The sequence below is a fragment of the Kineococcus lubricus genome, from assembly GCF_050871965.1.
Taxonomy (GTDB): domain Bacteria; phylum Actinomycetota; class Actinomycetes; order Actinomycetales; family Kineococcaceae; genus Kineococcus.
This window is the reverse complement of the sequence record NZ_JBJLSK010000012.1, coordinates 123,842-150,635: the sequence shown is the minus strand read 5'-3', so window position 1 is coordinate 150,635 and position 26,794 is coordinate 123,842. Positions and strand designations below refer to the sequence as shown.

Annotated in this window: 28 protein-coding genes; 3 read left to right on the top strand and 25 right to left on the bottom strand. The window is 74.9% G+C overall.

The annotated features are described in order from the left end of the window. Positions 1-361: 361 nt before the first annotated feature. The 17 genes from tyrS to infC form a co-directional block, all read right to left on the bottom strand. Positions 362-1,630: a tyrosine--tRNA ligase gene (tyrS, locus tag ACRYRX_RS11280; RefSeq protein WP_432512012.1), complete on the bottom strand. Its 1,269-nt coding sequence runs from the start codon at positions 1,628-1,630 to the stop codon at positions 362-364. Positions 1,631-1,643: 13 nt separating this feature from the next. Then, on the bottom strand, positions 1,644-2,279 hold the full coding sequence (locus tag ACRYRX_RS11275; protein WP_432512011.1) for a DNA-3-methyladenine glycosylase: 636 nt from the start codon (positions 2,277-2,279) through the stop codon (positions 1,644-1,646). Further along, entirely contained in the window at positions 2,264-3,709 is a 1,446-nt protein-coding gene (argH, locus tag ACRYRX_RS11270; protein ID WP_432512010.1) for an argininosuccinate lyase, read from the bottom strand. Before argH ends, ACRYRX_RS11275 begins: the two co-directional genes overlap by 16 nt. Continuing rightward, complete coding sequence (locus ACRYRX_RS11265) at positions 3,709-4,305, bottom strand: arginine repressor (RefSeq protein WP_432512009.1); 597 nt, start codon at positions 4,303-4,305, stop codon at positions 3,709-3,711. The genes argH and ACRYRX_RS11265 overlap by 1 nt, the downstream gene beginning before the upstream one ends. Next, positions 4,302-5,222: an ornithine carbamoyltransferase gene (gene argF / locus ACRYRX_RS11260; RefSeq protein ID WP_432512008.1), complete on the bottom strand. Its 921-nt coding sequence runs from the start codon at positions 5,220-5,222 to the stop codon at positions 4,302-4,304. Before argF ends, ACRYRX_RS11265 begins: the two co-directional genes overlap by 4 nt. After that, positions 5,219-6,484, bottom strand: a complete 1,266-nt coding sequence (locus ACRYRX_RS11255) for an acetylornithine transaminase (RefSeq protein ID WP_432512007.1) — start codon at positions 6,482-6,484, stop codon at positions 5,219-5,221. Before ACRYRX_RS11255 ends, argF begins: the two co-directional genes overlap by 4 nt. Next, complete coding sequence (gene argB / locus ACRYRX_RS11250) at positions 6,481-7,401, bottom strand: acetylglutamate kinase (RefSeq protein ID WP_432512006.1); 921 nt, start codon at positions 7,399-7,401, stop codon at positions 6,481-6,483. Before argB ends, ACRYRX_RS11255 begins: the two co-directional genes overlap by 4 nt. Continuing rightward, positions 7,398-8,549 carry a bifunctional glutamate N-acetyltransferase/amino-acid acetyltransferase ArgJ gene (argJ, locus tag ACRYRX_RS11245; RefSeq protein WP_432512005.1) on the bottom strand — a complete coding sequence of 384 codons (1,152 nt, stop codon included), beginning with the start codon at positions 8,547-8,549 and terminating at the stop codon, positions 7,398-7,400. Before argJ ends, argB begins: the two co-directional genes overlap by 4 nt. Beyond that, entirely contained in the window at positions 8,546-9,610 is a 1,065-nt protein-coding gene (gene argC, locus ACRYRX_RS11240) for an N-acetyl-gamma-glutamyl-phosphate reductase (RefSeq protein WP_432512023.1), read from the bottom strand. Before argC ends, argJ begins: the two co-directional genes overlap by 4 nt. Positions 9,611-9,647: 37 nt before the next feature. Next, positions 9,648-10,478 (bottom strand): SDR family NAD(P)-dependent oxidoreductase, encoded by an 831-nt coding sequence (locus ACRYRX_RS11235; protein ID WP_432512004.1) that lies wholly within the window; start codon positions 10,476-10,478, stop codon positions 9,648-9,650. Further along, positions 10,471-13,035, bottom strand: a complete 2,565-nt coding sequence (pheT, locus tag ACRYRX_RS11230) for a phenylalanine--tRNA ligase subunit beta (RefSeq protein ID WP_432512003.1) — start codon at positions 13,033-13,035, stop codon at positions 10,471-10,473. Before pheT ends, ACRYRX_RS11235 begins: the two co-directional genes overlap by 8 nt. After that, positions 13,035-14,147: a phenylalanine--tRNA ligase subunit alpha gene (gene pheS / locus ACRYRX_RS11225; protein ID WP_432512002.1), complete on the bottom strand. Its 1,113-nt coding sequence runs from the start codon at positions 14,145-14,147 to the stop codon at positions 13,035-13,037. Before pheS ends, pheT begins: the two co-directional genes overlap by 1 nt. Before the next feature lie 77 nt (positions 14,148-14,224). Then, the gene (locus ACRYRX_RS11220) at positions 14,225-15,322 is read right to left on the bottom strand and encodes a sensor histidine kinase (protein WP_432512001.1); all 1,098 of its coding nucleotides are present in this window, start codon (positions 15,320-15,322) and stop codon (positions 14,225-14,227) included. Between the two features lie 47 nt (positions 15,323-15,369). Continuing rightward, positions 15,370-16,164, bottom strand: coding sequence for a TrmH family RNA methyltransferase (locus ACRYRX_RS11215; protein ID WP_432512000.1), 795 nt, complete (start codon positions 16,162-16,164; stop codon positions 15,370-15,372). An 89-nt stretch (positions 16,165-16,253) separates the two neighbouring features. After that, positions 16,254-16,640, bottom strand: coding sequence for a 50S ribosomal protein L20 (gene rplT, locus ACRYRX_RS11210; RefSeq protein WP_432511999.1), 387 nt, complete (start codon positions 16,638-16,640; stop codon positions 16,254-16,256). Between the two features lie 101 nt (positions 16,641-16,741). Beyond that, positions 16,742-16,936, bottom strand: a complete 195-nt coding sequence (rpmI, locus tag ACRYRX_RS11205; protein WP_432511998.1) for a 50S ribosomal protein L35 — start codon at positions 16,934-16,936, stop codon at positions 16,742-16,744. 95 nt (positions 16,937-17,031) lie between these two features. Further along, positions 17,032-17,661, bottom strand: a complete 630-nt coding sequence (gene infC / locus ACRYRX_RS11200; RefSeq protein ID WP_432512022.1) for a translation initiation factor IF-3 — start codon at positions 17,659-17,661, stop codon at positions 17,032-17,034. 307 nt (positions 17,662-17,968) lie between these two features. Here infC and ACRYRX_RS11195 point away from each other — a divergent pair, with 307 nt between their 5' ends. Next, the gene (locus ACRYRX_RS11195) at positions 17,969-18,343 is read left to right on the top strand and encodes a DUF1844 domain-containing protein (RefSeq protein WP_432511997.1); all 375 of its coding nucleotides are present in this window, start codon (positions 17,969-17,971) and stop codon (positions 18,341-18,343) included. On the opposite strand, the gene ACRYRX_RS11190 is transcribed toward ACRYRX_RS11195, so the two are convergent. Next, entirely contained in the window at positions 18,324-19,547 is a 1,224-nt protein-coding gene (locus tag ACRYRX_RS11190) for an MFS transporter (protein WP_432511996.1), read from the bottom strand. The genes ACRYRX_RS11195 and ACRYRX_RS11190 overlap by 20 nt on opposite strands. A gap of 124 nt (positions 19,548-19,671) precedes the next feature. Here ACRYRX_RS11190 and ACRYRX_RS11185 point away from each other — a divergent pair, with 124 nt between their 5' ends. Further along, positions 19,672-20,196, top strand: a complete 525-nt coding sequence (locus tag ACRYRX_RS11185; RefSeq protein WP_432511995.1) for a DoxX family protein — start codon at positions 19,672-19,674, stop codon at positions 20,194-20,196. A gap of 54 nt (positions 20,197-20,250) precedes the next feature. Here the strand turns inward: ACRYRX_RS11185 and ACRYRX_RS11180 are convergent, their stop codons facing one another. From ACRYRX_RS11180 to ACRYRX_RS11160, 5 genes are all read right to left on the bottom strand, one after another. Beyond that, complete coding sequence (locus tag ACRYRX_RS11180) at positions 20,251-20,967, bottom strand: SseB family protein (RefSeq protein ID WP_432511994.1); 717 nt, start codon at positions 20,965-20,967, stop codon at positions 20,251-20,253. 83 nt (positions 20,968-21,050) lie between these two features. Next, complete coding sequence (priA, locus tag ACRYRX_RS11175; RefSeq protein WP_432511993.1) at positions 21,051-21,803, bottom strand: bifunctional 1-(5-phosphoribosyl)-5-((5-phosphoribosylamino)methylideneamino)imidazole-4-carboxamide isomerase/phosphoribosylanthranilate isomerase PriA; 753 nt, start codon at positions 21,801-21,803, stop codon at positions 21,051-21,053. A gap of 56 nt (positions 21,804-21,859) precedes the next feature. Next, entirely contained in the window at positions 21,860-22,501 is a 642-nt protein-coding gene (gene hisH / locus ACRYRX_RS11170) for an imidazole glycerol phosphate synthase subunit HisH (protein ID WP_432511992.1), read from the bottom strand. Next, entirely contained in the window at positions 22,498-23,127 is a 630-nt protein-coding gene (gene hisB, locus ACRYRX_RS11165; protein ID WP_432512021.1) for an imidazoleglycerol-phosphate dehydratase HisB, read from the bottom strand. Before hisB ends, hisH begins: the two co-directional genes overlap by 4 nt. Further along, complete coding sequence (locus ACRYRX_RS11160; RefSeq protein ID WP_432511991.1) at positions 23,094-24,200, bottom strand: histidinol-phosphate transaminase; 1,107 nt, start codon at positions 24,198-24,200, stop codon at positions 23,094-23,096. The genes hisB and ACRYRX_RS11160 overlap by 34 nt, the downstream gene beginning before the upstream one ends. Positions 24,201-24,251: 51 nt before the next feature. On the opposite strand from ACRYRX_RS11160, the gene ACRYRX_RS11155 reads away from it, so the two are divergent. Continuing rightward, complete coding sequence (locus ACRYRX_RS11155) at positions 24,252-24,563, top strand: hypothetical protein (RefSeq protein ID WP_432511990.1); 312 nt, start codon at positions 24,252-24,254, stop codon at positions 24,561-24,563. 73 nt (positions 24,564-24,636) lie between these two features. Here the strand turns inward: ACRYRX_RS11155 and ACRYRX_RS11150 are convergent, their stop codons facing one another. Then, a complete protein-coding gene (locus ACRYRX_RS11150) occupies positions 24,637-25,650 on the bottom strand; it encodes a Gfo/Idh/MocA family protein (protein ID WP_432511989.1) in 1,014 nt (337 codons plus the stop codon). Then, entirely contained in the window at positions 25,647-26,612 is a 966-nt protein-coding gene (locus ACRYRX_RS11145; protein WP_432512020.1) for a Gfo/Idh/MocA family protein, read from the bottom strand. Before ACRYRX_RS11145 ends, ACRYRX_RS11150 begins: the two co-directional genes overlap by 4 nt. Positions 26,613-26,794 lie beyond the last annotated feature (182 nt).

The following is a 26,794-nucleotide window of genomic DNA, read 5'->3' as shown; positions in this document are numbered from 1 at the left end:
CCAGAACAGGGGTAGATCCCAAAGGAATCCCCAACCACCCACCACACAGGATGAGCGGTCATTGGGGGTTAATGCATTGGCATCAACATTTATGGCACACTGTTGAGTTCTCAAGAACCGGACGCACCCACCCCGACCACACCCCGAACAGGGCCAGCGGACGAGGGGCAACTTTCCCACCTTAACCGGACATCGGGCCAACCTGCAACCCCACCCCGGTCAAGACCTCCGGCGCCACCCCTCCGACGCGGACCACCCAAGCTCGTGAGCTCCGGTTTTCCGCCCCGCCGGGGCGACATCGAGAACATTACGCGGCCGTCGGGGCGGCATGCAAATCGCGTGCGCCCCGACGGCCGATCTGCTACTGCGGCAACGAGAGTGCGGCCGCCGCGAGCGACTTCTTGCCCCTCCGGAGCACGGCGTACCGGCCGTGCAGCAGCTGCACGTCCGCCAGCGTCGCCTCGGGGTCGACCACCTTGACGTTGTTCACGTAGGCGCCGCCCTCACCGATGGTCCGCCGCGCGCCGCTCAGGCTCGTCGCCAGACCGGTGTCGGCGAACAGCTGAGCCACCCGCACGGACCGGTCGGCCGGCGTCGCCGTCGGCAGCTCCTCCAGCGCCCCCCGCAGGGTGCGCTCGTCGATCCCGTCCAGGTCCGCCCCGCCGAACAGGGCGGAGGACGCCTGCTCCACGGCCACCGCCGCGGCCTCGCCGTGCACCAGGGCCGTCACCTCGTGCGCCAGCGCCCGCTGGGCCGCGCGCGCCCTGGGGTTCTCCTGCACGGCCCGCCCGAGCTCCTCGATCTCCTCGGGGCTGCGGAAGCTGAAGGCCTTGAGGTAGTCCACGACCTTGGCGTCCTCGGCGTTGAGCCAGAACTGGAAGAAGGCGTACGGGCTGGTCAGGTCGGGGTCCAGCCAGACGGCCCCGGACTCGGTCTTGCCGAACTTCGTCCCGTCGGCCTTCGTGAGCAGCGGCGTCGCCAGGGCGTGGACCGTCTCCTGGTCCACCCGGCGGACGAGCTCGCAACCTGCGGTGATGTTCCCCCACTGGTCCGACCCGCCGAGCTGCAGCGTGCAGCCGTGGAGGCGGTGGAGTTGCAGGTAGTCGTTGCTCTGCAGCAGGACGTAGGCGAACTCGGTGAAGGAGATGCCCGTCGTGGCCAGCCGCTTGCTCACGGCCTCGCGGTCCAGCATGCGGTTCACGCTGAAGTGCTTGCCGACGTCCCGCAGGAACTCGATCGTCGACATGGACTGCGTCCAGTCCAGGTTGTTGACCATCGTCGCCGCCGCCGGGCCCTCGAAGTCCAGGAAGGGGGCGATCTGCGCCTGCAGCCCGGTGACCCAGCCGGCGACCACCTCGGGGTCGTTCATCGTCCGCTCCGCCGAGGGACGCGGGTCCCCCACCAGGCCCGTCGCGCCGCCCACCAGGATCAGCGGGCGGTGACCGGCCCGCTGCAGGCGCCGGGCGGTGAGCACCTGCACGAGGTGACCGACGTGCAGGCTCGCGGCGGTCGGGTCGAACCCGACGTAGTAGGTGAGCGGGCCCGTCGCCAGAGCCTCCCGCAGCGCGGCCTCGTCGGTGGAGTGCGCCACCAGGCCCCGCCACTGCAGTTCGTCCCAGACGTCGCTCACGACTCGTTCTCCCCTAGGTGCTTCGCGTACCGGGCGACCGTCGCCCGCCGACACGGTACGCGGACACCGTCGGGTCGTTCACGAGGCGAACGCGCCACGGGGTCGGGGCCCCCGCCCCGGCCACCCCCACCCGCGGTCCCCACGCCACGTCCGCGTCCGGGACCGGCTCCCCCGCCACCACCTCGAGCGGACCGCCGGAGCACACGTCGACGCCGTCCTGCGCCCGGTCCACCCCCAGGGCCTGCGTGAGCCGGGCCGGGCCGCGGGCCAGGTCCACGTCCCTGCGGGCGGCGACCCGGCGCGACCGGGCGAGCTCGAGGCCCTCGACGACCTCCCCCGCCCGCAGCAGGACCGCCGAGGCGGTCCCCTCCGGACCGCAGACGAGGTTCATGCACCAGTGCATGCCGTAGGAGAAGTAGACGTAGGCGTGACCGGGCTCGCCGAACATCACGCGGGTCCGGGGGGTCGGGCCGCGGAACGCGTGCGAGCCCGGGTCGTCCGGCCCGGCGTACGCCTCGACCTCGCTGAGGCGGATCCCCACGACACCGGCCGGGGTGCGGTGCCGCACGACCCGCCCGAGCAGGTCGCGCGCCACCTCCAGCACGTCCCGGTCGTAGAACGACCGGGGCAGGCTCACGGGCGCGCCCACGCCAGGTGCCTCGCCAGGGCGTCCTGGGCCGCCTCCAGCTGCTCGGCGACGCGCAGCGGCGCGGTGCCGCCGACGCCGTCGCGCGAGGACAGCGACCCCTCGGTGGAGAGCACGTCCTTGACCTCGGGGGTCAGGTGCGGGGAGATCGAGGACAGGTCCTCCACCGTCAGGTCCCACAGCTCGACGCTGCGGCCCTCGGCCGCCGAGCGCTGCTCGCAGCGGCGCACGCAGGCCCCGGAGATCTGGTGCGCGTCCCGGAACGGGACGCCCTGGCGCACGAGCCACTCCGCGACGTCGGTGGCCAGCGCGAAACCCTGCGGCGCGAGCGAGGCCATCCGGTCGGTGTGGAAGTGCAGCGTCGCGACCATCCCGGCGACCGCCGGCAGCAGCAGCTCCAGGGTGTCGACCGCGTCGAAGACGGGTTCCTTGTCCTCCTGCAGGTCCCGGTTGTACGCCAGCGGCAGGCCCTTGAGCGTCGCCAGCAGACCCGTGAGGTCGCCGATGAGCCGGCCCGCCTTGCCGCGCGCCAGCTCCGCGACGTCGGGGTTCTTCTTCTGCGGCATGATGCTCGACCCGGTCGACCAGGCGTCGTCGAGCGTCACGAACGAGAACTCCTTCGTGGCCCAGGCGATGACCTCCTCGGAGATCCGGGACAGGTCCACCCCGATCATCGCCGCGACGAACGCGAACTCGGCCGCCACGTCGCGCGAGGCCGTGCCGTCGATGGAGTTCTCGACGCTGCGGGTGAACCCCAGCTCGTGGGCCACCGCCACCGGGTCCAGCCCCAGGGAGGAACCGGCGAGGGCGCCGGAACCGTACGGCGAGACCGCCGCGCGGGCGTCCCAGTCCCGCAGCCGCTCCACGTCGCGCAGCAACGGCCAGGCGTGCGCCATGAGGTGGTGGCCCAGCAGGACCGGCTGGGCGTGCTGCAGGTGGGTGCGGCCCGGCATCGCCGCGCCCGGGTGCGCCGCGGCCTGCGTCAGGAGGGCCTCGACGACGTCGAGGACCAGCCCGGCGACGACCCGCGCGTGGTCGCGCAGGAACATCCGCAGCAGCGTCGCGATCTGGTCGTTGCGGGACCGGCCGGCCCGCAGCCGTCCTCCGACGTCGGCGCCGACGCGCTCCACCAGGGCCCGCTCCAGCGCCGAGTGGACGTCCTCGTCCTCGGCCGCGGGGACGAACGCGCCCGACACCACGTCGGCCTCCAGCGCGTCCAGGCCGGCCAGCAGCGCGTCCAGCGTCGCCTCGTCGAGCAGACCGGCCGTGCGCAGCACGCGGGCGTGGGCGCGGGAACCGGCCAGGTCGTAGTGCGCGAGCCGGAAGTCGAAGTGGGTGGACTTCGACAGGGCCGCCATCGCCTCGGCGGGGCCGGTCGCGAACCGGGCACCCCACAGACCCTTCTCGCCCTGCTGGGGGGAGTTCTCGGTCATCACACGTCCACTTCGCTCTCGGGGTCGTTCCGGGGGTCGTCCCGGGGGTCGTTCTCGGAGTCGTGCTCGGCCTCGCCCGGGGTGGTGCGGCGGGCCAGGGCGAGGAACCGGGCGGCGACGGCGTCCCCGCCGAGCGGGTCGCGGGTGATCACCAGCACCGTGTCGTCGCCGGCGATGGTGCCCAGCAGCGTCGGCATCACGGAGTGGTCGACCGCGCTGGCCAGGAACTGCGCCGCACCCGGGGGCGTGCGCAGGACGACGAGGTTCGCCGAGGCCTCGGCGCTGATGAGCAGTTCCTCGCACCACCGCGCCAGCCGAGCGTCGAGCACCTCCTGCCCCACGCCGCTGCGGGGCGTCCGGTCGCCGCCCTCGGCCGGCAGGGCGTAGACCAGGCCGCGGTCGCCGTCGCGGACCTTCACCGCCCCCAGCTCGACCAGGTCCCGGGACAGGGTGGCCTGCGTGACGGCCACCCCCTCCTCGGCCAGGTGCGCGGCGAGCTCGGTCTGCGAGCGCACCGGGAACCGGGCCAGGACGGTGGCGATCCGGTCGTGCCGGAACGCCTTCGTCCCCGCGCCGGACCCCGGTGCCAGGCTCACCGGGACTTCTCCAGCAGCCAGACGAGCAGCGCCTTCTGCGCGTGCAGGCGGTTCTCCGCCTCGTCCCACACCACCGACCGCGGGCCGTCGATCACCTCGGCGTCGATCTCCTTGCCCCGGTAGGCCGGCAGGCAGTGCAGGACGATCGCGTCGTCGGCGGCCCGGGCCAGCAGCGCGGAGGTCAGCGAGAACGGGCGGAAGCGCTCGAACTCCTGGCCCTCCTGCCCCATCGAGATCCACGTGTCCGTCGCGACGACGTCGGCGCCGGCGACCGCCTCGACGGGGTCGGAGGTCACCGTGACCGAGCCGCCCGTGGTCGCGGCGACCGCCTGCGCCCGGGCGACGATCGCGGGGTCGGGCAGGTCCGAGGCCGGGGTCCCGATGCGCACGTGCAGCCCGGCCGTCGCGCCACCGAGGGCGTAGGAGTGGGCCATGTTGTTGGCGCCGTCGCCGACGTACGCCAGCGTCAGGCCCGCGAGGGCACCCTTGTGCTCGGCGACCGTCTGCAGGTCGGCGAGGATCTGGCACGGGTGGTAGTCGTCGGTGAGGGAGTTCACCACCGGCACGCGCGAGTGCGCGGCCATCTCGGCGAGGTCCGCCTGGGAGAACGTCCGCCACACGATCGCCGCCGCCTGGCGCCCCAGGACGCGGGCGGTGTCGGCGACCGGCTCGCCCCGGCCCAGCTGCGAACCGGCCGCGTCGATCACCAGCGGCACCCCGCCGAGGTCGGCGACGCCGACGCTGAAGGACACCCGGGTCCGGGTCGAGGGCTTGTCGAAGATCAGCGCGACGGTCTGCGGCCCCGCCAGCGGTCTCTCGGCGAACCGGTCGGCCTTCAGGCGGGCGGCCAGGGCCAGGACCTCCGCCTGCTCGGCGGGGCTCAGGTCGTCGTCGGCCAGGAAGTGCCGGACGGTCACGGGGTCACCTCCGCAGCGGCGTCGAGGATCGCGGGCAGGGCCGCGGTGAACGTGTCGGCCTGGGCCGCGGTCAGCACCAGCGGCGGGGCCAGCCGGACGGTGTCCGGGCGGGCCGCGTTGACGATGAAACCCCTCGCCAGCGCGGCCTGCACGACCTGGCCGGCGACCGGGCGGGTCAGCCCGATCCCCAGCAGCAGGCCCTCCCCGCGCACCCCCTCGACGAGCGGGTGCCCCAGGGCCTCCACGGCCGCGCGCAGGTGCGCCCCGACGGCCCGGACGTTGCCCAGCAGGCCGTCGCGCTCGATCGCGTGCAGGACCGCGAGCCCGGCCGCCGACGCCACCGGGTTGCCCCCGAACGTCGTGCCGTGCTGCCCCGCGCCCAGCAGCGTCGCGTTGGCCGGGCCGAAGGCGACGACCGCCCCGACCGGGATCCCGCCGCCCAGGCCCTTGGCCAGCGTCATGACGTCGGGGACCACGCCCTCGTGCCGGGGGTTCTGGAAGGAGAACCACTCCCCCGTCCGCCCGATGCCGGTCTGGACCTCGTCCAGGACGAGCAGCGCGCCGTGCTCGGCGGTGATCCGGCGGGCCCCGGCGAGGTAGCCGTCGGGGGCGGGCACGACCCCGTTCTCCCCCTGCACCGGTTCGAGGAACACCGCGGCCGTGGCGCCGTCGACGGCGCGCCCGAGCGCGCCGAGGTCGCCGTAGGGGACGAACTCGACGCCCCCGGGCAGCGGCTCGAACGGGGCGCGGTAGGCCTCCTTGGCCGTGAGCGCCAGCGCGCCCATCGTCCGGCCGTGGAACGCGCCCAGCGTCGAGACCACCTTGGTGCGGCCGGTGCGCCGCGCCATCTTGAACGCGGCCTCGTTCGCCTCGGCGCCGGAGTTGGCGAAGAACACCGCCGAGCCCCGCGGCGCGCCGGAGACGTCCAGCAGCCGCTCGGCCAGCGCCACCTGCGGGGCGGAGGCGAAGAAGTTCGAGACGTGCCCCAGCGTCGTCAGCTGGGCGGTGACGGCCGCGACGAGCAGCGGGTGGGCGTGCCCGAGGGAGTTCGTCGCGATGCCCCCGAGCAGGTCGAGGTACTTGTTCCCGTCGGCGTCCCACACGTACGGGCCCTCACCGCGGACCAGGACGCGCTGCGGGGTGCCGAACGTCTGCATGACCGAGTGCGTGTAGCGGTCGAGCCACGCCTGCGACGAACCGTCCGTCGCGGGCAGCGCCTCGGCCGTCCGGGCCAGTTCCACGGTGTCTCCCTGAGTGCTCACGGCACGACCATCGTGCCGTTGCCGGACGTCGTGAAGACCTCCAGCAGGACGGAGTGGGCCTGCCGGCCGTCGATGACGGTGGCGCGGGGAACCCCCCCGCGCACCGCCCGCAGGCAGGCCTCCATCTTGGGCACCATCCCCGATTCCAGGGACGGCAGCAGGGCGGCCAGCTCGTCGGCCGCGATCTCGCGCACGAGGGAGTCGGTGTTCGGCCAGTCGCGGTACAGGCCCGCGACGTCGGTCATCACGACGAACTTCTGCGCGCCGAGGGCGACCGCGATGGCCGAGGCCGCGGTGTCGGCGTTCACGTTGAGCACCCGGCCGTGGACGAGGTTGCCCTCGTCGTCCACCTCCGGGGCGACCGTGGAGATCACCGGGATCCGGCCGGCGTCGAGCAGGTCCACGACTGCCCTCGGGTCCACCCCCACGACGTCCCCGACCAGGCCGACGTCGACGGGCTCGCCGTCGACGACCGCGGCGCGGCGCTCGGCCCGCAGCAGCCCGGCGTCCTCCCCGGACAGCCCGACGGCCAGCGGACCGTGCGCGTTGAGGAGCCCGACCAGTTCCCGGCCGACCTGACCGGTGAGGACCATCCGGACCACGTCCATGGTCTCGGGGGTCGTCACCCGCAGGCCGCCGCGGAACTCGCTGGTGATGTCGAGCCGGTCCAGCATCGTGGAGATCTGCGGGCCGCCGCCGTGGACGACGACGGGGCGCAGGCCGGCGGTGCGCAGGAACACGACGTCCTGGGCGAAGGCCCGCTTGAGCTCGTCGTCGACCATGGCGTTGCCGCCGTACTTCAGGACGACGAGAGCGCCGTGCCAGCGCTGCAGCCACGGCAGCGCCTCGATGAGGACGTTCGCCTTGTCCTGGGCGCTGAGCTCGTCCAGGACACCGGGGTCGGGGAGGCCGCTCACGAGGAGTACGCGCTGTTCTCGTGGACGTAGGCGTGGGTCAGGTCGTTCGTCCACACCGTCGCCGTCTCGTCCCCCGCCTTGAGGTCGACGCGGACGCGGACCTCGCGGGGGCCGAGGTCGACCTCGGCGGGGTCGGCGTGCGGGGTCCCGTCGACGCAGACCGCGACGCCGTTCAGGCTGACGTCCAGCGCCTGCGGGTCGAACCGCGCCGACGTCGTGCCCACGGCGGCCATGACCCGGCCCCAGTTCGGGTCCTTGCCGAAGACGGCGGCCTTGAACAGGTTGTTGCGGGCCACCGAGCGGGCGACCTCGACGGCCTCGGCCTCGGTGGCCGCCCCGACGACCTCGATCGCGATGTCGTGGTCGGCGCCCTCGGCGTCGCCGACGAGCATGCGGGCCAGCTCGGCGCACACCTGCCGGACGACCTCGTCGAAGGCCGCCGGGTCGGGGGTGACGCCGCCGGCCCCGGAGGCCATCAGCACCACGGTGTCGTTGGTGGACATGCACCCGTCGGAGTCGACGCGGTCGAAGGTGGTGCGGGTCGCGGCCCGCAGCGCGCGGTCGAGGTCGGCCGCCTCGACGACGGCGTCGGTCGTGAGGACGACGAGCATCGTGGCCAGGCCGGGGGCCAGCATGCCCGCCCCCTTGGCCATGCCGCCGACGACGAAGCCGTCGCCGCTGCCGATGGCCTGCTTGGAGACGGTGTCCGTCGTCATGATCGCCGTCGCCGCGGCCGTCCCGCCCTCGGCCGACAGGGCCGTGAAAGCCGTGCGCACACCGTCGAGCACCGCCTGCCGCGGCAGTTCCACGCCGATCAGCCCGGTGGAGCACACGACGACGTCACCGGCGCCGGACCCGGCGAGCTCACCGACGAGCTCGGCGGTGGCGTGGGTGGTCTGGAAGCCCTGCGGGCCGGTGAAGCAGTTCGCCCCGCCGGAGTTCAGGACCACGGCCTTGACGTGGCCGTCGGCGCTGGCGCGCTCGCTCCACAGGACCGGGTGCGCCTTGCACCGGTTGGACGTGTAGACCGCCGCGGCCGCGTCCAGCGGGCCGTCGTTGACCACGAGGGCGAGGTCGGGCCGGCCGGAAGCCTTCAGCCCCGCGGTCACCCCCGCCGCCCGGAAACCCTGCGCTGCCGTCACGCTCACGGTGCCACTCCCACTGCGGTCAGACCGGTGCCCTCGGGCAGGCCGAGGGCGATGTTGACGGACTGCACGGCACCGCCGGCGGTCCCCTTGACGAGGTTGTCGATGGCCGCCACGACCAGGACCCGGCCGGCGTGCTCGTCGACGGCGACCTGCAGGGCGCAGGCGTTCCCGCCGAGCACCTGGGCCGTGGAGGGCCACTGCCCCTCGGGCAGCAGGTGGACGAAGGGCTCACCGGCGTAGGCGCGCTCCCAGGCCGGGCGCACGTCGGCGGCGCGGGCTCCCGCGGCCAGCCGGGCGGTGCAGGTGGCGAGGATGCCCCGCGACATCGGGGCCAGGGTCGGGGTGAACGACACCGTGACGCCGGACCCGCCGGCGAGGGCGAGGTTCTGCTCGATCTCGGGGGTGTGCCGGTGGCCGCCGCCGACGCCGTACGGGCTCATGGAGCCCATGACCTCCGACCCCAGCAGGTGGGGCTTGAGGGCCTTGCCGGCGCCGGAGGTGCCCGAGGCGGCCACCACCACGACGTCGGCCGGGTCGAGCAGGCCGGCCGCGAAGCCGGGGGCGAGCGCGAGGCTCACCGAGGTCGGGTAGCAGCCCGGGACGGCGATGCGCCGGGCCCCGGCGAGCCGGTCGCGCTGGGAGCCGCCGCCGGCCAGCGGCAGCTCCGGCAGGCCGTACGGCCAGGCCCCGGCGTGCTCGCCGCCGTAGAAGCGCTCCCACGCGGCGGGGTCGGTGAGCCGGTGGTCGGCCCCGAGGTCGACGACCACGACGTCCTCGCCGAGCTGGGCCGCCACGGCCGCCGAGGCGCCGTGCGGCAGGCCCAGGAAGACGACGTCGTGGCCCGCGAGGACCTCGGGGGTCGTGGGCTGCAGGACCCGGTCGGCCAGCGGCAGCAGGTGGGGCTGCAGCTCGCCGAGGCGGCTGCCGGCGTTGGAGGCACCGGTGAGGGCGCCGATCTCGACGTGCGGGTGGTTCAGCAGCACGCGCAGGACCTCGCCACCGGCGTAGCCGCTGGCCCCTGCGACGGCGACCTTCAGCCGCTTCCCGGGTTCCATGTGCATGAACATACACGCAATCGTCTAGTCATGCATCGAGGGGTCAGGCGATCGGGTCGTCCGGCCCGTACGGCGCCACCACCAGCCGGCGGGCCGTCGCGGTCAGCCCCTCGGCCGCGGCCCGCAGCGAGGCCGGCGTGTCCGCCCCCACCCGCAGGAACCGGCCCGACCACGCGTCCAGCTCCCCGCTCGCGATCGCCAGCACCATGGCCACGACCTCCTCCGGGTCCGTCCAGTCCGTGCGGTCGGCGTGCTGGCGCATGCCCGTCGACATCGCCGTCCGGACCACCCCGGGCGACAGCTCGAACGCGAGGACCCCGTGCTCGGCCCCCGCGGCGGCGATCGCCCCGCCGAGGCGGAACAGCGCCGCCTTGCTCGCCGCGTACGCCGCGTACGTCCCGCCGTCCTTCGACGCCGCGCCCGAGCTCAGGTCCACCACCCGGCCCGCGCCCCGCGCCACCATCCCCGGCAGCACCGCCCGCGCGACGTGGAAGGGACCCAGGACGTTGGCCTCCAGCACCGCCTTGACCTGCGCGAGGTCCGCCTCCCACGGCGGCACCTCCCGGGCCTCGATACGGCCCGCGGACTGCACCAGCAGGTCGAAACCGCCCAGCTCCAGCTCCAGGGCGTGCACCCCCGCGGCCACCGCCGCGGGGTCGGTGACGTCGAACGCGGTGGCGACCGCCCGGCCGCCGTCGGAGGTGATCTCCTCGACCAGCTCGTCCAGCTCCCGCGCGTTGCGGGCCGTCACCGCCACCGTGAACCCCGCCCGCGCCAGCCCCGCCGCGACCGCGCGGCCGATGCCCCGGCTCGCGCCGGTCACCAGCGCGCGCACGGGCTGGACCCGCAGCGGGCCCGACGCCGGTTCAGACACGCTGGGTGGCCCCCGTCCGCTCCGCGGCGACCGCCACCGCGGCGTCCCGCGCCGCGCTCGCCTCCTCGGCCGTCAGCGTGCGGTCCGGGGCCCGGAACCGCAGCGCGAACGCCAGCGACTTGCGGCCCGCCCCGACCTGCTCGCCGGTGTAGACGTCGAACAGCCGCACGTCCTCCAGCAGCGGGCCCGCGCCCTCCCGCAACGCCGACTCCACGCGGGCCGCGGGCGTCGCCGCGTCCACCACGAGGGCGACGTCCTGGGTGGCCGCCGGCAACGGCGACAGCGACGCGACCTGCGGGCTCGCCCCCACCTGCGCCAGCAAGACGTCCAGGTCCAGCTCGAACGCGACCGCCCGGGCGGGCAGCTCCAGGGCCGCCACCGCGCTGGGGTGCAGCTCCCCGGCGTACCCGACGGTGTGCCCCTGACCGGTCACGACCCGCGCCCCGCGCCCGGGGTGCCAGGGCGCGTGCTCGACCGCCTCCACCGCCACCTCGACCCCGACCGCCGCGGCGACCGTGCGCGCCGCCTCCACGGCGTCGGCCCAGCTCGCAGGCTCCCCGGCGCGGGCGAACCCGTCGCCGAGCGCACCCGGCCGGCGCCGGACGCCGGTGAGGATCCCGGCCACGTGCAGCGGCTGGGCCGGGACCGCCTCGCGCAGGCGGGCCAGGGACTCCTCGTCCGGACGCGCCTCGACCCCCGGGACCGGCGCCGGTCCCGCACCCGGGCGCGGGTGCGTCACCGACCCCAGCTCCACCAGCGCCAGGTCCCGCAGCCCGCGCGAGACGTTGCGCCGCACCGTCTCCACCAGCGAGTCCAGCAGGCTCGTCCGCATCAGCGGCTGCTGCTCCGACATCGGGTTCGCCAGCCGCAGCGCGCGGCGGCGGGGGTCGTCGGCCGGCAGCTGCTGCGCGTCGAACACCGACGCCGCGACGAACGGGTAGCTCAGGACCTCGACGAACCCGTCGTCCGCGAGCGCCCGGGCCACCGACCGGCGGGCCCGCTGGGCGGGCGTCAGCCCCGACCCGGCGGGGGCGGGCGGCAGCACCGAGGGGATCGCGTCGTACCCCGCGATGCGGGCGACCTCCTCCACCAGGTGCACCCGGCCGACGAGGTCGGGCCGCCACGTGGGGGGAACGACCGTCAGGACCGGGCCCTCCACGGTCACCGCGCAGCCGACCTGGGTGAGGATCGAGACGATCTCGTCGGCGGCGTACGGCACGCCGACGACGTGCTCGGGGAAGCCCGCGTCCATCGTGATCGGCTGCGGCGCGGCCGGTGCGCCGACGTCGGTGGCCTCGGCGTCGGGGGTGCCGCCGCCGTGCTCGACCAGCAGGCGCACCGCCAGCTCCACGGCGCGGTCGCAGATCGCCGGGTCGGTGCCCCGCTCGAAGCGCTTGGCCGCCTCCGAGGGCAACCGGTGCCGGCGCGCCGTGCGCGCGACGCTCACCTGCGCGAAGTGCGCCGCCTCCAGCAGCACCGCCCGGGTGCCGTCGGAGACCTCGCTGGCCTGCCCGCCCATGACCCCGGCCAGGCTCAGCACGCGCGACGTCGACGGGTCGCCGGGGGCCTCGTCGGTGATGAGCAGGTCCTCGGGGTGCAGGGTGCGCTCGACGTCGTCCAGCGTCGTCAGGGTCTCCCCCGCCCGGGCCCGCCGGACGACGATCTCGCCCTGCAGCGCGTCCAGGTCGTAGGCGTGCAGCGGCTGGCCCGTCGCGAGCATCACGTAGTTCGTCACGTCGACGGCCAGCGAGATCGACCGCATCCCGGCCTGCCGCAGGCGGTCGGCGATGAACCGCGGCGAGGGGCGGGTGGGGTCCACCCCGCGCACCACGCGCGCGACGAACCGGTCGCAGCCCACCGCGCCGCGCAGCGGGGCGTCGTCCTCCAGCCGCACGGGGAACCCCGGCCCGGCCGGGCGCGGCACCTCGACGTCGACCGGGTCGCGCAGGACCTCCTCGACGGGACGGCGGGTCCCGTGGGCGTACTCGCGGGCGATGCCGCGGATGCTGAAGCAGTACCCGCGGTCGGGGGTGACGTTGACCTCGACGGTCTCCTCGGCCAGGCCGAGCAGTTCCAGCGCGTCCTGCCCCGGGGTCACCTCGGCGCCCGGCAGGAACCGCGTCAGGACGATGATCCCGTCGTGGTCCTCACCGAGGCCGAGTTCCTTCGCCGAGCAGATCATGCCGTCGGACACGTGGCCGTACGTCTTGCGCGCGGCGATGCCGAAACCGCCGGGCAGCTCGGCCCCGGGCAGCGCGACGACGACCAGGTCGCCCTCGACGAAGTTGTGCGCGCCGCAGACGATGCCGCGCGAGCCGTCGGCGTCGTTGTGCTCCGGGCCCACGTCGACGTGGGTCCAGTTGATCGTCTTGCCGTTCTTCTGCGGCTCCTTCACGAGGTCCAGGACGCGGCCGACGACGACCGGGCCGGTGACCCCGGCGCTGTGGACGCCCTCCTCCTCCAGGCCCACCCGGACCAGGGAGGCGGCGACGTCGGCGCCCCGCGCCCCCGGCTCCAGGTCGACGTGCTCGGCGAGCCAGCTCAACGGGACGCGCATCAGCCCTGCCCCTCCTGCACCGTCGCCACGCCGGAGGCCGAGAGGTCCTCCACGCCGAACGCCCGGCTGAACCGCACGTCGCCCTCCACCATGTCGCGCATGTCCGTCACCCCGTTGCGGAACATCAGCGTCCGCTCGATCCCCATCCCGAACGCGAAGCCCTGGTAGCGGTCGGGGTCGATCCCCGCCGCCCGCAGCACGTTCGGGTTGACCATGCCGCAGCCGCCCCACTCGATCCAGCCGCGCTCGGCGTCGCGGCCCAGGGAGAACCGCAGGTCCAGCTCGGCGCTGGGCTCGGTGAACGGGAAGTACGCCGGGCGCCAGCGGGTCTGGACGGCGTCGCCGAACATGGCGCGGGCGAAGTGGTCGAGCGTGCCCTTGAGGTTGGCCATGGTCAGGCCCTCGTCGACGGCGATGCCCTCGAGCTGGTGGAACACCGGCGTGTGGGTCGCGTCGAGCTCGTCGGTGCGGAACACCTTGCCCGGGCAGACCACGTACAGCGGGACCCCGCGGTTCAGCAGGGAACGGGCCTGCACCGGGGAGGTGTGCGTGCGCAGGACCAGGCCGGACCCCGGACCGCCGTGCTCGTCGGCCACGAAGAACGTGTCCTGCATCTGCCGCGCCGGGTGGTCGGCGTCGAAGTTCAGCGCGTCGAAGTTGAACCACTCGGCCTCGACCTCGGGCCCCTCGGCGACCTCCCAGCCCATCGCGGTGAACACGTCCGCGACGCGCTCGACGAGCAGCGGGATGGGGTGGCGCGCACCCCGCTCGGCGCGGGCGACCGGCGCGGTGACGTCGACGACCTCCTCGCGCAGCACCCGCTCGGTGCGCTCGGCCTCCAGCACCGCGGTGCGCGCGGCGATCGCGGCGTTCAGGCGGCCGCGGGCCTGGCCCACGCGCTTGCCGGCGGCCGCCTTCTCGGGGCCGGGCAGCGTCCCGATGGCGCGGTTGGCCAGGGCGAGGGGGCTGCGGTCGCCGGCGTGCGCCAGGCGGGCGGCCTTGAGCTCGTCGAGGTCGGGGGCGGCGGCCACCGCGGCCAGGGCGGCGTCGAGGGCGGCCTGCACGCTCGCCTCGTCCACCGCGCCCTCGGGCACGTCGGGCTGGTCGGACATCGGGGTGCGCACTCCTCGGGACGGACGGATCGTTGCCCCGATCCTCCCAGACGGCCGGCACCGGCCGCCCGCGAGCCTCAGGCCGCCGGCGCCGGTTCGCCCGCGGGCAGCCGGACGGTGAAGCGGGCACCCCCGGCCGGGGCGGTGTCGACGTCGACGTCACCGCCGTGCGCCTCCACCAGGCCGCGCGTGACGTACAGGCCCAGGCCCGTCCCGCTGCGGGCGCCGCCGTGCCAGAACTTCGAGAAGACGTACGGCCGGTTCTCGTCCGGGACGCCCTCGCCGCCGTCGTCGACCGTCAGGACCACCCACCCGTCCACGGCGGCGACCGTCACCTCGACGGTCCCCGCGCCGTGCCGCACCGCGTTGTCGACGAGGTTGGTCACCACCTGCGCCATCCGGTCGGGGTCGGCCCACAGCTCGGGCAGCTCCGGGGCCACCGTCAGGACGAACCGCTCGTCGTCGTAGCCGGCCATCCGCAGCCGGTCGACGTGCTCGCGCACCAGCGCGGCCAGGTCCATGGGCCGCCGGTGCACCGTCAGCCGGCCCGCGTCGACGCGGGCGACGTCGAGGAGGTCGCCGACCAGGCGGCTGACGCGGTCGGCGTCGGCCTGCACCGTGCTCAGCATCAGGCGCTTCTGCTCGTCGGTGAACCGGTCCCACCGGCGCAGCAGGCTGGCGGTGAACTGCTTCACCGACGTCAGCGGCGAGCGGAGCTCGTGCGCCACGGTCGCGATGAGGCTGGTGGTGTCGGTCTCGGCGCGGCGGCGCTCGTCGGGGGTGCGCAGCGCCAGGACGGCGCGCAGCAGCCGGCCGGAGTCGTCGCGGTGGAAGCGCGCGGTCACGAGCAGCTCGGTGCCGCCGGGCAGCAGCAGCAGCCGCTCGGCGTGCCCGTCCTCGGTCACCCCGCTGGGGCGGCGGGCGGTGTCGCGCAGGACGTCCCACCAGCGCCGCCCCGAGGTGTCCTGCAGCGGCAGGGCCCGGCGCAGGGGTGTGCCGACGAGCTCGGTGCGGGGCCGGCCCAGGAGCCGTTCCGCCGCCTGGTTCAGGTCGGTGATGGACCCGTCGCCGGCGACCACGACGACGCCGTCGGGCAGGTCGTCCAGCTGGAGGTCGGGCACCACGAGGGGACGGGCCGACGACGCGGCCTCGGCGCTCCCCCTCGCCTCGGGCACGCTGTGACACTAAGGCATCGGGCGCGGCGCACCACCACAGGGACCGCTCAGGCGGGTCCGGCGCGGCGTTCGCCGCGGTGCGCGCGGGCGCTGGCGTACAGGCAGACGACGGCCGCGGTGGCCAGGTTCAGGCTCTCGGCCCGGCCGTGCAGCGGGACGCGCACCACCGCGTCGGCCAGCGACCGGCCCTGCTCGTCCAGGCCGGCGGCCTCGTTGCCGAAGACCCACGCCGTGCGGCGGCGCAGGTCGACCCCGCGCGCCGTCCCGCGCGCCGCCTCGTCGGCGAGGTCGTCGAGGTCGTGCTCGCCCCGCCCGTCGGCGGCCAGGACGGTGGAGCCGCTGCGCTGCAACGCGGTCACGACGTCGGCCAGGGGCACGCCGACGACGACGGGCAGGTGGAACAGGCTGCCGGCGGTGGACCGGACGCACTTGGGGTTGAAGACGTCGACGCTGCTGGCGGTCAGGACGACGGCGTCCGCACCGGCGGCGTCGGCGGCGCGCAGGACCGTCCCGGCGTTGCCCGGGTCGCGGACCCGGTCCAGGACGGCGACCAGCCGCGGCTGCGCGGCGAGGACGTCGTCGAGGTCGGTGGTCGTCGTGGGGCAGACCGCCACCAGCCCCTGCGGGGTGACGGTGTCGCTCATCGCGGCCAGGACCTCGTCGGTGACGATCCACGCGCGGGGCGCCCCGGCGACGATCGCGGGGTACCGCTCGGCCGCGTCGGCGGTGGCGTACAGCTCCAGGGCCGCCCGCGCCGCGACGGCCTCGCGCACGGCCTGCGGTCCCTCGGCGAGGAACCGCCCGTGGCGCTGACGCGCCGAACGCCCGGTCAGCGCGCGCACGGACCTCACCCGCTCCGCTCGGGGGTTCGAGAGGACGGGGAGGTCTGCGTGCGGCACTGCCGGGCGTTCTGCGTCGGGGTCGCGCGGGCTCAGGCCGCGGAGCCCTCGGCGGCCGCGGTCGCCGGGACGGCGGCCTTGGCGGTCTTCACCAGCGCCGAGAAGGCGGCCGGGTCGGACACGGCGAGCTCGGCCAGCATGCGACGGTCGACCTCGATCTCAGCGGCCTTCAGGCCCTGGATGAAGCGGTTGTACGTCATGCCCTCGGCGCGGGCCGCGGCGTTGATGCGCTGGATCCACAGGCGACGGAAGTCGCCCTTGCGGGCCTTGCGGTCGCGGTACGCGTAGACGAGGGAGTGGGTGACCTGCTCCTTCGCCTTGCGGTACAGGCGCGAACGCTGGCCGCGGTAGCCGCTGGCCTGCTCGAGGACGGTGCGACGCTTCTTCTGGGCGTTGACTGCGCGCTTCACGCGTGCCACGGGGTACTCCTAGTCAGTCGGTCGCGGGCTGCGGCGGGACCGGAGGGGTCGCGCGCCCGCTGGTTGTCGGTGAGCACCGGTCCGGGTGGACCGGCCGCGGATCAGATGCCGAGGAGCTTCTTGATCTTCTTGGCGTCCGCGGGCGACACGACCGCGTCGACCGAGAGGCGACGGGTGCGCTTGCTCGGCTTCACCTCGAGCAGGTGGCGCTTGTTGGCGCGCTCGCGCATGACCTTGCCGGAGCCGGTGGTGCGGAACCGCTTCTTGGCGCCGGAGTGGGTCTTGTTCTTGGGCACGTCTTCTCCTGTGTTCGGTGCCGGGGGTGGACCCCGGCCTGGTCTGGCGAACGGCCCGCGGGAGCGTGCCTCCCGCGGGCCGTGTCAGGTGGGCGTCAGGACGCCGTGGCGGCCGTCTCGTCGGACGAGGCGGCCGGGGCGTCGGCAGCGGGGGCGTCGGCCGGCTCGGCGGCCTCGGCGTCCTTGCGGCGACGTTCCTCGGCCTTGGCCTCGGCCTTCTTCTTGTGCGGCCCGATGACCATCACCATGTTGCGGCCGTCCTGGCGCGGCGAGCTCTCGACGCTGCCCAGGTCGGCCACGTCCTCCGCGAGGCGCTGCAGCAGCCGGAAGCCCATCTCGGGCCGCGACTGCTCACGTCCGCGGAACATGATCATGACCTTGACCTTGTCACCGGCCTTGAGGAACCGCTCGACGTGGCCCTTCTTGGTGCCGTAGTCGTGCGGGTCGATCTTCAGACGGAACCTGATCTCCTTGAGGATCGTGTTCGTCTGGTTCTTGCGGGCTTCGCGGGCCTTCATGTCGGACTCGTACTTGAACTTGCCGAAGTCCATGAGCTTGCAGACCGGCGGCCGCGCCGTCGGAGCGACCTCGACGAGGTCGAGGCCTGCTTCGTCCGCCAGCCGCAGCGCGTCCTCGACGCGCACGATGCCGACCTGTTCGCCGTTGGGGCCCACGAGCCGCACCTCGGGAACACGGATGCGGTCGTTGATGCGGGGCTCGCTGATGTGCTGCTCCTTCGTCGTCGTGTGGGGCCGCCGGACACGAGGAAGGCCCCCGTGCACGGACGCGCTGCGGGGGCCACCGGATCCGACGACGCACCCACCACGCCCCGCCCACGAGGGACGAGCGCGACGAGGGACGCCGCTGCGCCCCTCCGGGGAGGAGCGCGGACCAGGACCCGCGGCGCCGTGGGCACCGGGGTGGGAGGAGGCCTCCGCTTCGCGTGCCGGCCCCACGGACCGCCGGTCCCCCGGTGGTGTTCCGCGGGGATCGGCTGACGTGTGCCGGTCGGTCGCCTGCAAGAGTATCAGCATGCAGTCACAGAGCACCCCTGACGGCGACGGCGCCGGTTCGGCGGCCGACGGGTTCGCCCGCGACATCGCCGACGTCCCCGCCGCCGAGATCATCACCACCACCGCCGTCCACCTCATGAGCGCCGCCGCCGTCAAGTGCGGGCTGGCGGAGGGACCGGACGCCGGGGACCACCTGGACCTGGCCGAGGCCCGCATCCTCATCACCGCGCTGGCCGGTCTCGTCGTCACCTCCGCACCCGACATCGGCGGGCAGCACGCCCGTTCCCTGCGCGACGGCCTGCGCTCGCTGCAGCTGGCCTTCCGCGAGGCCTCGGACGTCCCGGACGAACCGGGCAAGGGCCCCGGCGAGCGCCTCACGGGAAGCGTGGTCTGAGCCGCGTGCGCCGGGCGACCGCGGCGGTCACCGCCCCGGCGCCCAGGCCGAGGAGGCCCACGACCAGGAACGGGGCGCCGGGCCCGCCGGCGTCGCCGACGGCCCCGGCCAGCGGCGCCCCGGCGGCGGCGCCCACGGTCGTGGCGGCCGCGTGCCAGCCCATCGCCCGCCCGCGCACCGACTCGTGGACGCCGTGGGCGACCAGGTCGACGGTGGCGCTGATGACCGGCGCGCAGAACAACCCCGCCACGAAGGCCCCCAGCGCCAGCGCCAGCGGCCCGTGCAGCACCGTCAGGGGCACCGTCGCCACCCCGAGGCAGGCCACCAGCAGCCACGGCGGCACCGCCCGCGGCAGCACCCCGTGCACGAGCCCGCCGACGACCGACCCGGCGGCCCAGACCGCCAGCACCAGCCCGGTCCACCCGACCGCCCCCTCCTCGCGCAGCCGCGCGACGATCCCGATGTCGGTGGCCGACAGGACGAGGTCGGCGGCGAACGCGCACGCCATCGCCAGCAGCAGGGCCGACGTCCAGACCCGGTGCCCGCCCCCGGTCGCCGCGCCGTGGTGCCGCCCGTCGTCGGGGGCGCTGCGCAGCGGCGGGTCGAGCACGAACAGCGCCGCGGCCGCCACGACCTGAGCGGCTCCGACCACGAGCATGGCCACCGCCGTGGAGAACCCGAGGGCGATCGCCGTCCCGGCCGCCGGGCCGACCATGTACGAGAACTCGACGAGCACGGCGTCCAGGGAGAACGCCGTGCGGCGGCGTTCGGGCGGGACGACCACCGCCAGCGACTGGCGCACGACCGTGAACACCGGTGGACCGAGCGCGCCGGCGACGAACGAGACCACCAGCAGCCCCGCGTACGGCAGGAACGGCGCCACCGACCAGCAGGCGGCCTGGGCCAGCACCGTCGGGACCAGCGCCCGCCGCAGCCCGTAGCGGTCCACGACCCGGCCGCGCCACGGGGAGCTGACCGCGGTGCCGACCGTCGCGGCGGCGCCGACCAGACCGGCCGGGCCGTAGCCCAGCCCCAGGGTCTGCACGACGTGCAGCACGCAGACGATGCCCGCCATGAACAGGGGGACCCGCCCCAGGGAACCGACGAGCTCGAGCAGGACGACGCCCCGCACCGCCAGCACGTCGCGGTAGGGGCGGAACACCTGCGCGAGAGCGGTGGCGCGCTCGGGGACGGCGGGAGGCACGGCCAGCACTCTGGCAGGCCCGGGCACCGCGTCCACCCGGTGCCGCCCCGCTGCGCGGGGCACGGTGCCGGGGTGGTCTGATGTACCCGCAACCCTTGAACTCGCAAGCACCTGGAGGTACCACGTGGCGACCAACGACCTCGGCCTGCTGGCCCTGCGTCTCGGGATCGGCGGCACGCTGATCGCGCACGGCGCGCAGAAGCTCTTCGGCGCCTTCGGCGGCGGTGGCCTGGAGGGCACCGCCGGCGCGATGCACGCCATGGGCTTCCGCCCGGGCAAGCGCAACGCCGTCCTGGCCGGTGCCTCCGAGGCCGGCGGCGGCGCCCTGCTCGCCCTCGGCCTGGCCACCCCCGTCGGCGGGGCCTCGGCGGCCGCCGCGATGGCGGCGGCCTCGTTCGTGCACAAGCCCAACGGGTTCTTCGCCACCGCCGGCGGCTTCGAGTACCCGGCCGTGCTGGGCCTGGCGTCGGTCGCGCTGGCCGTCGGCGGCCCGGGCCGCATCAGCCTGGACGCGGCGACCGGGCACGTCTTCAACAAGCGCTGGACGACGGTGCTGGCCCTGGCCGCGGCCGGGATCGGCGCCTACACGACGATCAAGGCGCGCGAGGCGACCGTGGCGGCGGAGTCCGCGGAGTCGTCCGAGGGCTGAGGCTCCCGGCCCGGGTCGTCGTCCGGTGACGGGCGACGACCCGGCCCCGCGGGGTCAGGCGGGCAGGACCTGGAACTCCAGGGACTCGGCCCGTTCGGCGACGACGCCGGAGGCCAGCCGCTCCCCCACCACCCGCAGCAGCTCGTCCAGCCCCGGGCGGTCCAGGCCGGGGACGACCCCCAGCACGACCCGCAGCTCGGCACCGCGCCCCGGCTCGCACCGGGTACCGCGCACGGCCGGCAGGTCGCGCACGGCGTCGGCGACCGCGGCGGCCACCGTCGCGTCGAGCGCGGCGGGGATCCACTCCCCGCCCCGCGCGAGGGTCCAGAACGCGCTGCGGCGCACCACGAACCGCACCGGGCCCGCCGGGTCGAGCACGAGCACGTCGCACTCCTCCTGCACCCCCGACAGGGCCGCCTGCTCGGCCGGCACCGGGACGGGGCGGGCGTCCGCGCGCCAGGCCGACAGCGCCGCGAGGTCGGTGAACAGCGGCAGGCCCCGCCGGCCGTCGGGCTGGGTCAGCAGCGCCAGCGCCATGTCGGCGCTCTTGTCGCCGCCGTCCGCGCCGACCTCGCCCAGCTCGGCCACGACGGGCGCGAAGACCCGGCTGCCGGCCAGCGCCGCGACGACCGCGCGTTCGGCGTGCACCCGCTCCACGGCGTCCTCCCCGGTCCGCGCCCAGGCCCCCAGGGCCAGGGCCAGGGGTTCGGACCGGGACCCGTCGTCGGCGGCGAAGGCGTTGGGCGCCAGGGTGCGACCGGCCCACGGCACCCCGGCGGAGTCGGTGCGGCGCGGGTCGTGCCCCTCCTCGTGCCCGGCGCCGCGCCCGGCGCCGTGCCCGGCGCCGTGCTCGGTCAGGGCCGGCCCGCCACGTCGAGCGCCTCGGGCAGCGTGAACGCGCCCGCGTACAGGGCCTTGCCGACGATCGCGCCCTCGACGCCGGTGTCGACCAGGTCGCGCAGCACGCACAGGTCCTCCAGGCTCGAGATCCCCCCCGAGGCCACCACGGGGGCCGAGGTCCGCGAGCAGACCTCCCGCAGCAGGTCGACGTTCGGGCCGCGCAGGGTGCCGTCCTTGGTGACGTCGGTGACGACGTAGCGCGAGCAGCCGTCGGCGTCCAAGCGCGCCAGGACCTCCCACAGGTCGCCGCCCTCGCGCGTCCAGCCCCGGGCGGCGAGGGTCGTCCCGCGCACGTCCAGACCGACGGCGATGCGGTCGCCGTGCCGGGCGATGGCCGCGCGCGTCCACTCCGGGTCCTCCAGGGCCGCGGTCCCCAGGTTCACGCGCCGGCACCCCGTCGCGAGCGCGGCCTCCAGGGAGGCGTCGTCGCGGATGCCGCCGGACAGCTCCACGGCGACGTCGAGCCGGCCCACGACCTCGGCGAGCAGCTCGCGGTTCGACCCGCGGCCGAAGGCGGCGTCGAGGTCGACGAGGTGCACCCACTCCGCGCCGGCCTCCTGCCACGCGAGCGCCGCCTCCAGGGGGGCGCCGTAGAAGGTCTCGCTGCCGGCCTCGCCCTGGACGAGCCGGACGGCCTGGCCGTCGGCGACGTCGACCGCCGGGAGCAGTTCCAGGCGCCGGGGGGTGGGGGTGTTCTCGCTGGTCACGGGGGGCGAGTCTACGAGGGTCCGGTGGCGCCGGGGGCACCACCGGACCGGGCCCCTCAGGCCAGGGAGCCCACCCAGTTGCGCAGCAGCTGCGCGCCGGCGTCGCCGGACTTCTCCGGGTGGAACTGGGTCGCCGACAGCGCGCCGTTCTCCACGGCCGCCACGAAGCGCGTCCCGTGCTCGGCCCACGTCAGCTGCGGCAGCGGGACCCGGCCGTCGGTGGTGTCCACCATCTCGAACCGCTGCACCGCGTAGGAGTGCACGAAGTAGAACCGCTCGTCCTCGACGCCGGCGAACAGCGTCGACCCGGCGGGCGGCTCGACGGTCGACCACCCCATGTGCGGGACGACGTCGGCGGGCAGGCGCTCCACCGTCCCCGGCCACTGGCCCAGCCCGTCGGGCAGGCCCTCACCGGGTTCGGTGGAGGTCTCGAACATGACCTGCAGCCCCACGCAGATCCCCAGGACCGGACGGCCACCGGCCAGGCGCCGGTCGACGATGGTGTCCCCGCCGATGGCCTTCAGCCCCGCGTTGACGGCGGCGAAGGCGCCGACACCGGGCACGAGCAGGCCGTCGGCCTCCAGGGCCCGCTTGCGGTCGGCGGTGAGCTCGACGTCGGCGCCGACGCGTTCCAGGGCGCGCACGGCGGACCGGACGTTGCCGAACCCGTAGTCCAGGACGACGACGCGGCGGGTCACAGCGCGCCCTTGGTGGAGGGGATGCCCTGCACGCGCGGGTCCGGTTCGACGGCGTAGCGCAGCGCCCGGGCCAGGGCCTTGAACTGGGCCTCCACGACGTGGTGCGGGTCCCGGCCGGCGAGGACCCGCACGTGCAGGCAGATCTGGGCGTGGAAGGCGAAGCTCTCCAGCACGTGCCGGGTCAGGGAACCGGTGAAGTGGCCTCCGATGAGGTGGAACTCCTGCCCGGCCGGTTCGCCCTCGTGGACGCAGTACGGGCGCCCGGAGACGTCCACGACCACGTGGGCCAGGGCCTCGTCCAGCGGGACGGTCGCGTCGGCGAAGCGGCGGATGCCGGCCTTGTCCCCCAGCGCCTGCCGGAACGCCTGCCCCAGGACGATGGCGGTGTCCTCGACGGTGTGGTGCACGTCGATGTGGGTGTCGCCGGTGGCGCGGACGGTGAGGTCCATGAGCGAGTGCTTGCCCAGCGCCGTGAGCATGTGGTCGTAGAACGGCACGCTGGTGTCGATCTGCGTCTGCCCCGACCCGTCGAGGTCGAGCTCGACGAGGACGCTGGACTCGCTGGTGCTGCGCTCGATCCGCGCGGTACGGCTCACTTCTGGTCCACCACTTCCTGGAGTGCCGATCGGAACTTCTGCATCTCGTCGGCCGTGCCGACGGTCACCCGCAGCCAGCCGGCCGGGCCGGTCTCGCGGATGAGGACACCGCGGTCCAGCAGTCCCTGCCAGACCGCGTGGCGGTCCTCGAAACGTCCGAACAGGACGAAGTTCGCGTCCGAGTCCGCGACCTCGAACGCGTTGGCGCGCAACCACTCGACGGTCTCGTCGCGCCGGGCGCGCAGTTCGTCGACGGTCGACAGCAGGGTCGCGGAGTGCTTGAGCGCGGCGCGCGCGGTCGCCTGCGTGACGGCGGACAGGTGGTACGGCAGCCGCACGATCCGCAGCGCGTCGACGAACGCGCGGGAGGCCGCGAGGTACCCCACGCGGGCGCCGGCCAGGGAGAACGCCTTGCTCATGGTGCGGCTGACGGCCAGGTTGCCGTACCGGGGCAGCAGTTCCAGCGCGCTGGGGGTGCCCGCGCGGCGGAACTCCCCGTAGGCCTCGTCGACGACCACGACGGCGTCCCCGGCGACCTCCAGCACCGCCTCGACGGTCTCCAGCGGCAGCGCGGTGCCCGTCGGGTTGTTCGGGCTGGTCAGCAGCACCACCGAGGGGCGGTGGAGGCGGACCTGCTCGCGGGCGTGGTCGGCGTCGACCGTGAAGTCGTCCTCGCGCCGCCCCGTCACCCAGGTGGTGAGGGTGTCGCGGGCGTACTCGGGGTACATCGAGTAGGTGGGGGCGAAGCTGAGGGCCGTCCGGCCCGGCCCGCCGAAGGCCTGCAGGACGTGCAGCATGACCTCGTTGGACCCGTTGGCCGCCCAGACCTGCTCGGGCGCGAGGTCGGCGCCGGACTCGGTGCGCAGGAACGCGGCGAGGTCGGCGCGCAGGTCGAGGAACTCGCGGTCGGGGTAGCGGTTCAGCCCGGTCGCGGCGCGCGCCACGGCGGCGGCGATGTCGGCGACGATCTCGGGGGCCACCGGGTACGGGTTCTCGTTGACGTTCAGCACGACCGGGACGTGCAGCTGGGGGGCGCCGTAGGGGTGCTCGCCGCGCAGGTCCTCGCGCAGCGGCAGGTCGGCCAGCGTGGTCGTCTCGGTCACGGGGGCCAGTCTCCCAGACCGGGCGGGCCCGTCCGACCTACCCTGGGGCGGGTGCGCCCCCTCCCCGCCCTCCTGCTCGCCGCCGCGCTCCTCACCGGCTGCGCCTCCGACGGCTCCTCCGCCGCGACCGACTGCACGCTGGACGGGTGCACGATCACGTACCCCCGCACGCAGGGCGACGCGACGGTGTCGGTGCTCGGCGTGGAGGCCCGGCTGGTGGGGGTGGGCGACGGGACGGTCGACCTGGAGGTGGCGGGGCAGGACCTCTCCCTGGCCGTCGGGACCTCGGCCGAGGTGGGCGGGCTGACGGTGGAGGTGGTGGGCGTGGACGACGGCGAGGTCGTCGTGAGCGTGCGGCGCTGACCCGGCGGCTCGCCGGCGGCCGACCGGTCCGGGCGGGTGCCCTCGCGTCGAGGCCACCCACCCGGAGGAGCGCTCAGATCGTCAGGACCTTCGCGATCGTGCCGGTGCGCGCCCCCTCGTAGGCGGCCAGCAGCACCCCGAGGACGGCGATCCCCTCGGTCTCGGTGTGCAGGGGCCGCTGCCCGGTGCGCAGGCAGTCGGCGAAGGCGCCGATCTCCTCGACGAAGGAGTCGACCTCGGCGAACTCGAAGGTCTCCTCCTCACCGCTGCGCAGCCGGTAGGTCACCGAGTTCGCGGTCCCGGTGAGGGAACCCAGCTCCCCGACGACGGAGAACTTCTCGGTGCCCGGCGCCGGGTCGTAGGCCCAGCTGGTGACCATCTGCCCGACCACGCCGTTGTCGAAGCGGACGAGGACCTGCGCGGAGTCCTCGCCCTCCATGAACTTCAGCCGGTGCGTCGACAGGAACGCGGTGGCCTCGGTCGGCTGGGCGTCGGCGAGGTGCAGCAGCAGGTACGTCGGGTGGTAGCCGGTGTCGATGAGCTCACCGCCGCCGCTGGTGCGGGCCGAGGCGCGCCACCCCATGTTCTGGGGGTCGAAGTCGTTGTGGAAGCTGTCGGTCGTGCGGACCTCGTAGACGGTGCCGAGGAGCCCGGAGGCCAGGAGTTCCTTCGCCTTGGCCACCGAGGGGAAGAACAGCTGGTTGTGGGCGCACATGAGGGTGACGTCGTTGGCCCGCACGGCCCCGGCGACCCGGGCGGCCTCGTCGGCGGTCAGGCACAGCGGTTTCTCGCACAGGACGTGCTTGCCCGCCTCGGCCGCGGCGACGATGGCCTCGGCGTGCAGGTGGTGCGGCAGGCAGATGTCGACGGCGTCGAGGTCGGCCGCGCGCAGCATCTCGCGGTAGTCGGTGAACGCCTGCGCGCCGAGTTCGGCGGCGCGGGTGTTCGCGGCCTCCTCGACGACGTCGGCGACGGCGGTGACGGCGATCTTGTCGGCGTGCGCGCGGTACCCCTTGACGTGGGCGCGGGTGATGCCGCCGCCGCCGATGAGGCCGACCTTGACGGTTCCGTTGACAGTCCTGCTCATTCCTTCACTCCTGCAGCGGTGTTGGCCCGCACGACGAGGCGGGTGAGGTCGACGGCACGTTCGAGGTTCTCGGTCGCGTGGGTCCCGGCGGCGGCGTGCCGCACCCACTGGGCGAACGCGTCGGGGGCGTCGGCGGGGACGTCGAGCTGCTCGACCCGCCCGTCGGGCCGGCGGTGGGTGAGGCGCCCGCCGTCGTCGGTGTAGTGCACGGACCCCTCGGTCCCGTGCACGTCGATCGTGAAGGCGTCACCGCTCACGAAACCCGCCTCGACGACGCCGATCCGGCCGTCGTCGTACCCGACGGTGACGACGGCGTGGTCCTCGACCGCGCGGCCGGTGACCGAGGCGTACACGGCCCGGACGGTGCGCGGCTCGGCGCCGAGGAACAGCTGCGTCAGGTAGACCGGGTGGCACCCGAGGTCGGTGAGCGCGCCGCCGACGCTGGGGACCGGGTCGAAGAACCGGTCGGGCAGCCAGCCGGGGTCCCCGCCGTGCACGGCGCCGTCGTGCGACAGCCGCACCCGGGCGTAGGTGATCGTGCCCAGGTCGCCCGAGCGCAGGACGTCCCCGATCGCGAGGGTGTAGCCGTGGTAGAGCCGCGGGAGGGAGACGACGAGGGCGAGCCCGGCGTCGGCGGCCTGCGCGACGAGGCGTTCGGCCTCCTCGACCGTGGGGGCGAGCAGCTTCTCGGTGAAGACGTGCTTGCCGGCGGCGAGCGCCTTGGAGATCACCTCCTGGTGCGCGGTGGTCTCGGTCGTGATCGTGACGGCGTGCACGTCCTCGCGGGCGAGGAGGGCGTCGAGGTCGTCGGTGTACTCGATCCCGAAGTCCTCGGCCAGCGGGCGGCCGAGCGCGGGGTCGTGGTCCCAGGCGGCGACGAGGGTGGTGTCGGGGTGGGCCGCTGCGGAGCGGGCGTAGTCCTTGGCGTGGACGTGCCAGCACCCCAGCACGGCCACGTTCATGGCAGGCACGGGGGAGTTCCTCCGGACGCTTCGTCGGGTCGTGCGCACAACGCGCTGCGGAAGAACGCTAGGACACCCCGGAGCCGGACGGAAGGCTTCGGGAGCACCTTTCTGAGAACGTTTGCAACGAGGGCGGGGCCGGCGGGGGCCGGCTCGACGTCGAGCCGGGCCCCCGCGCGGTC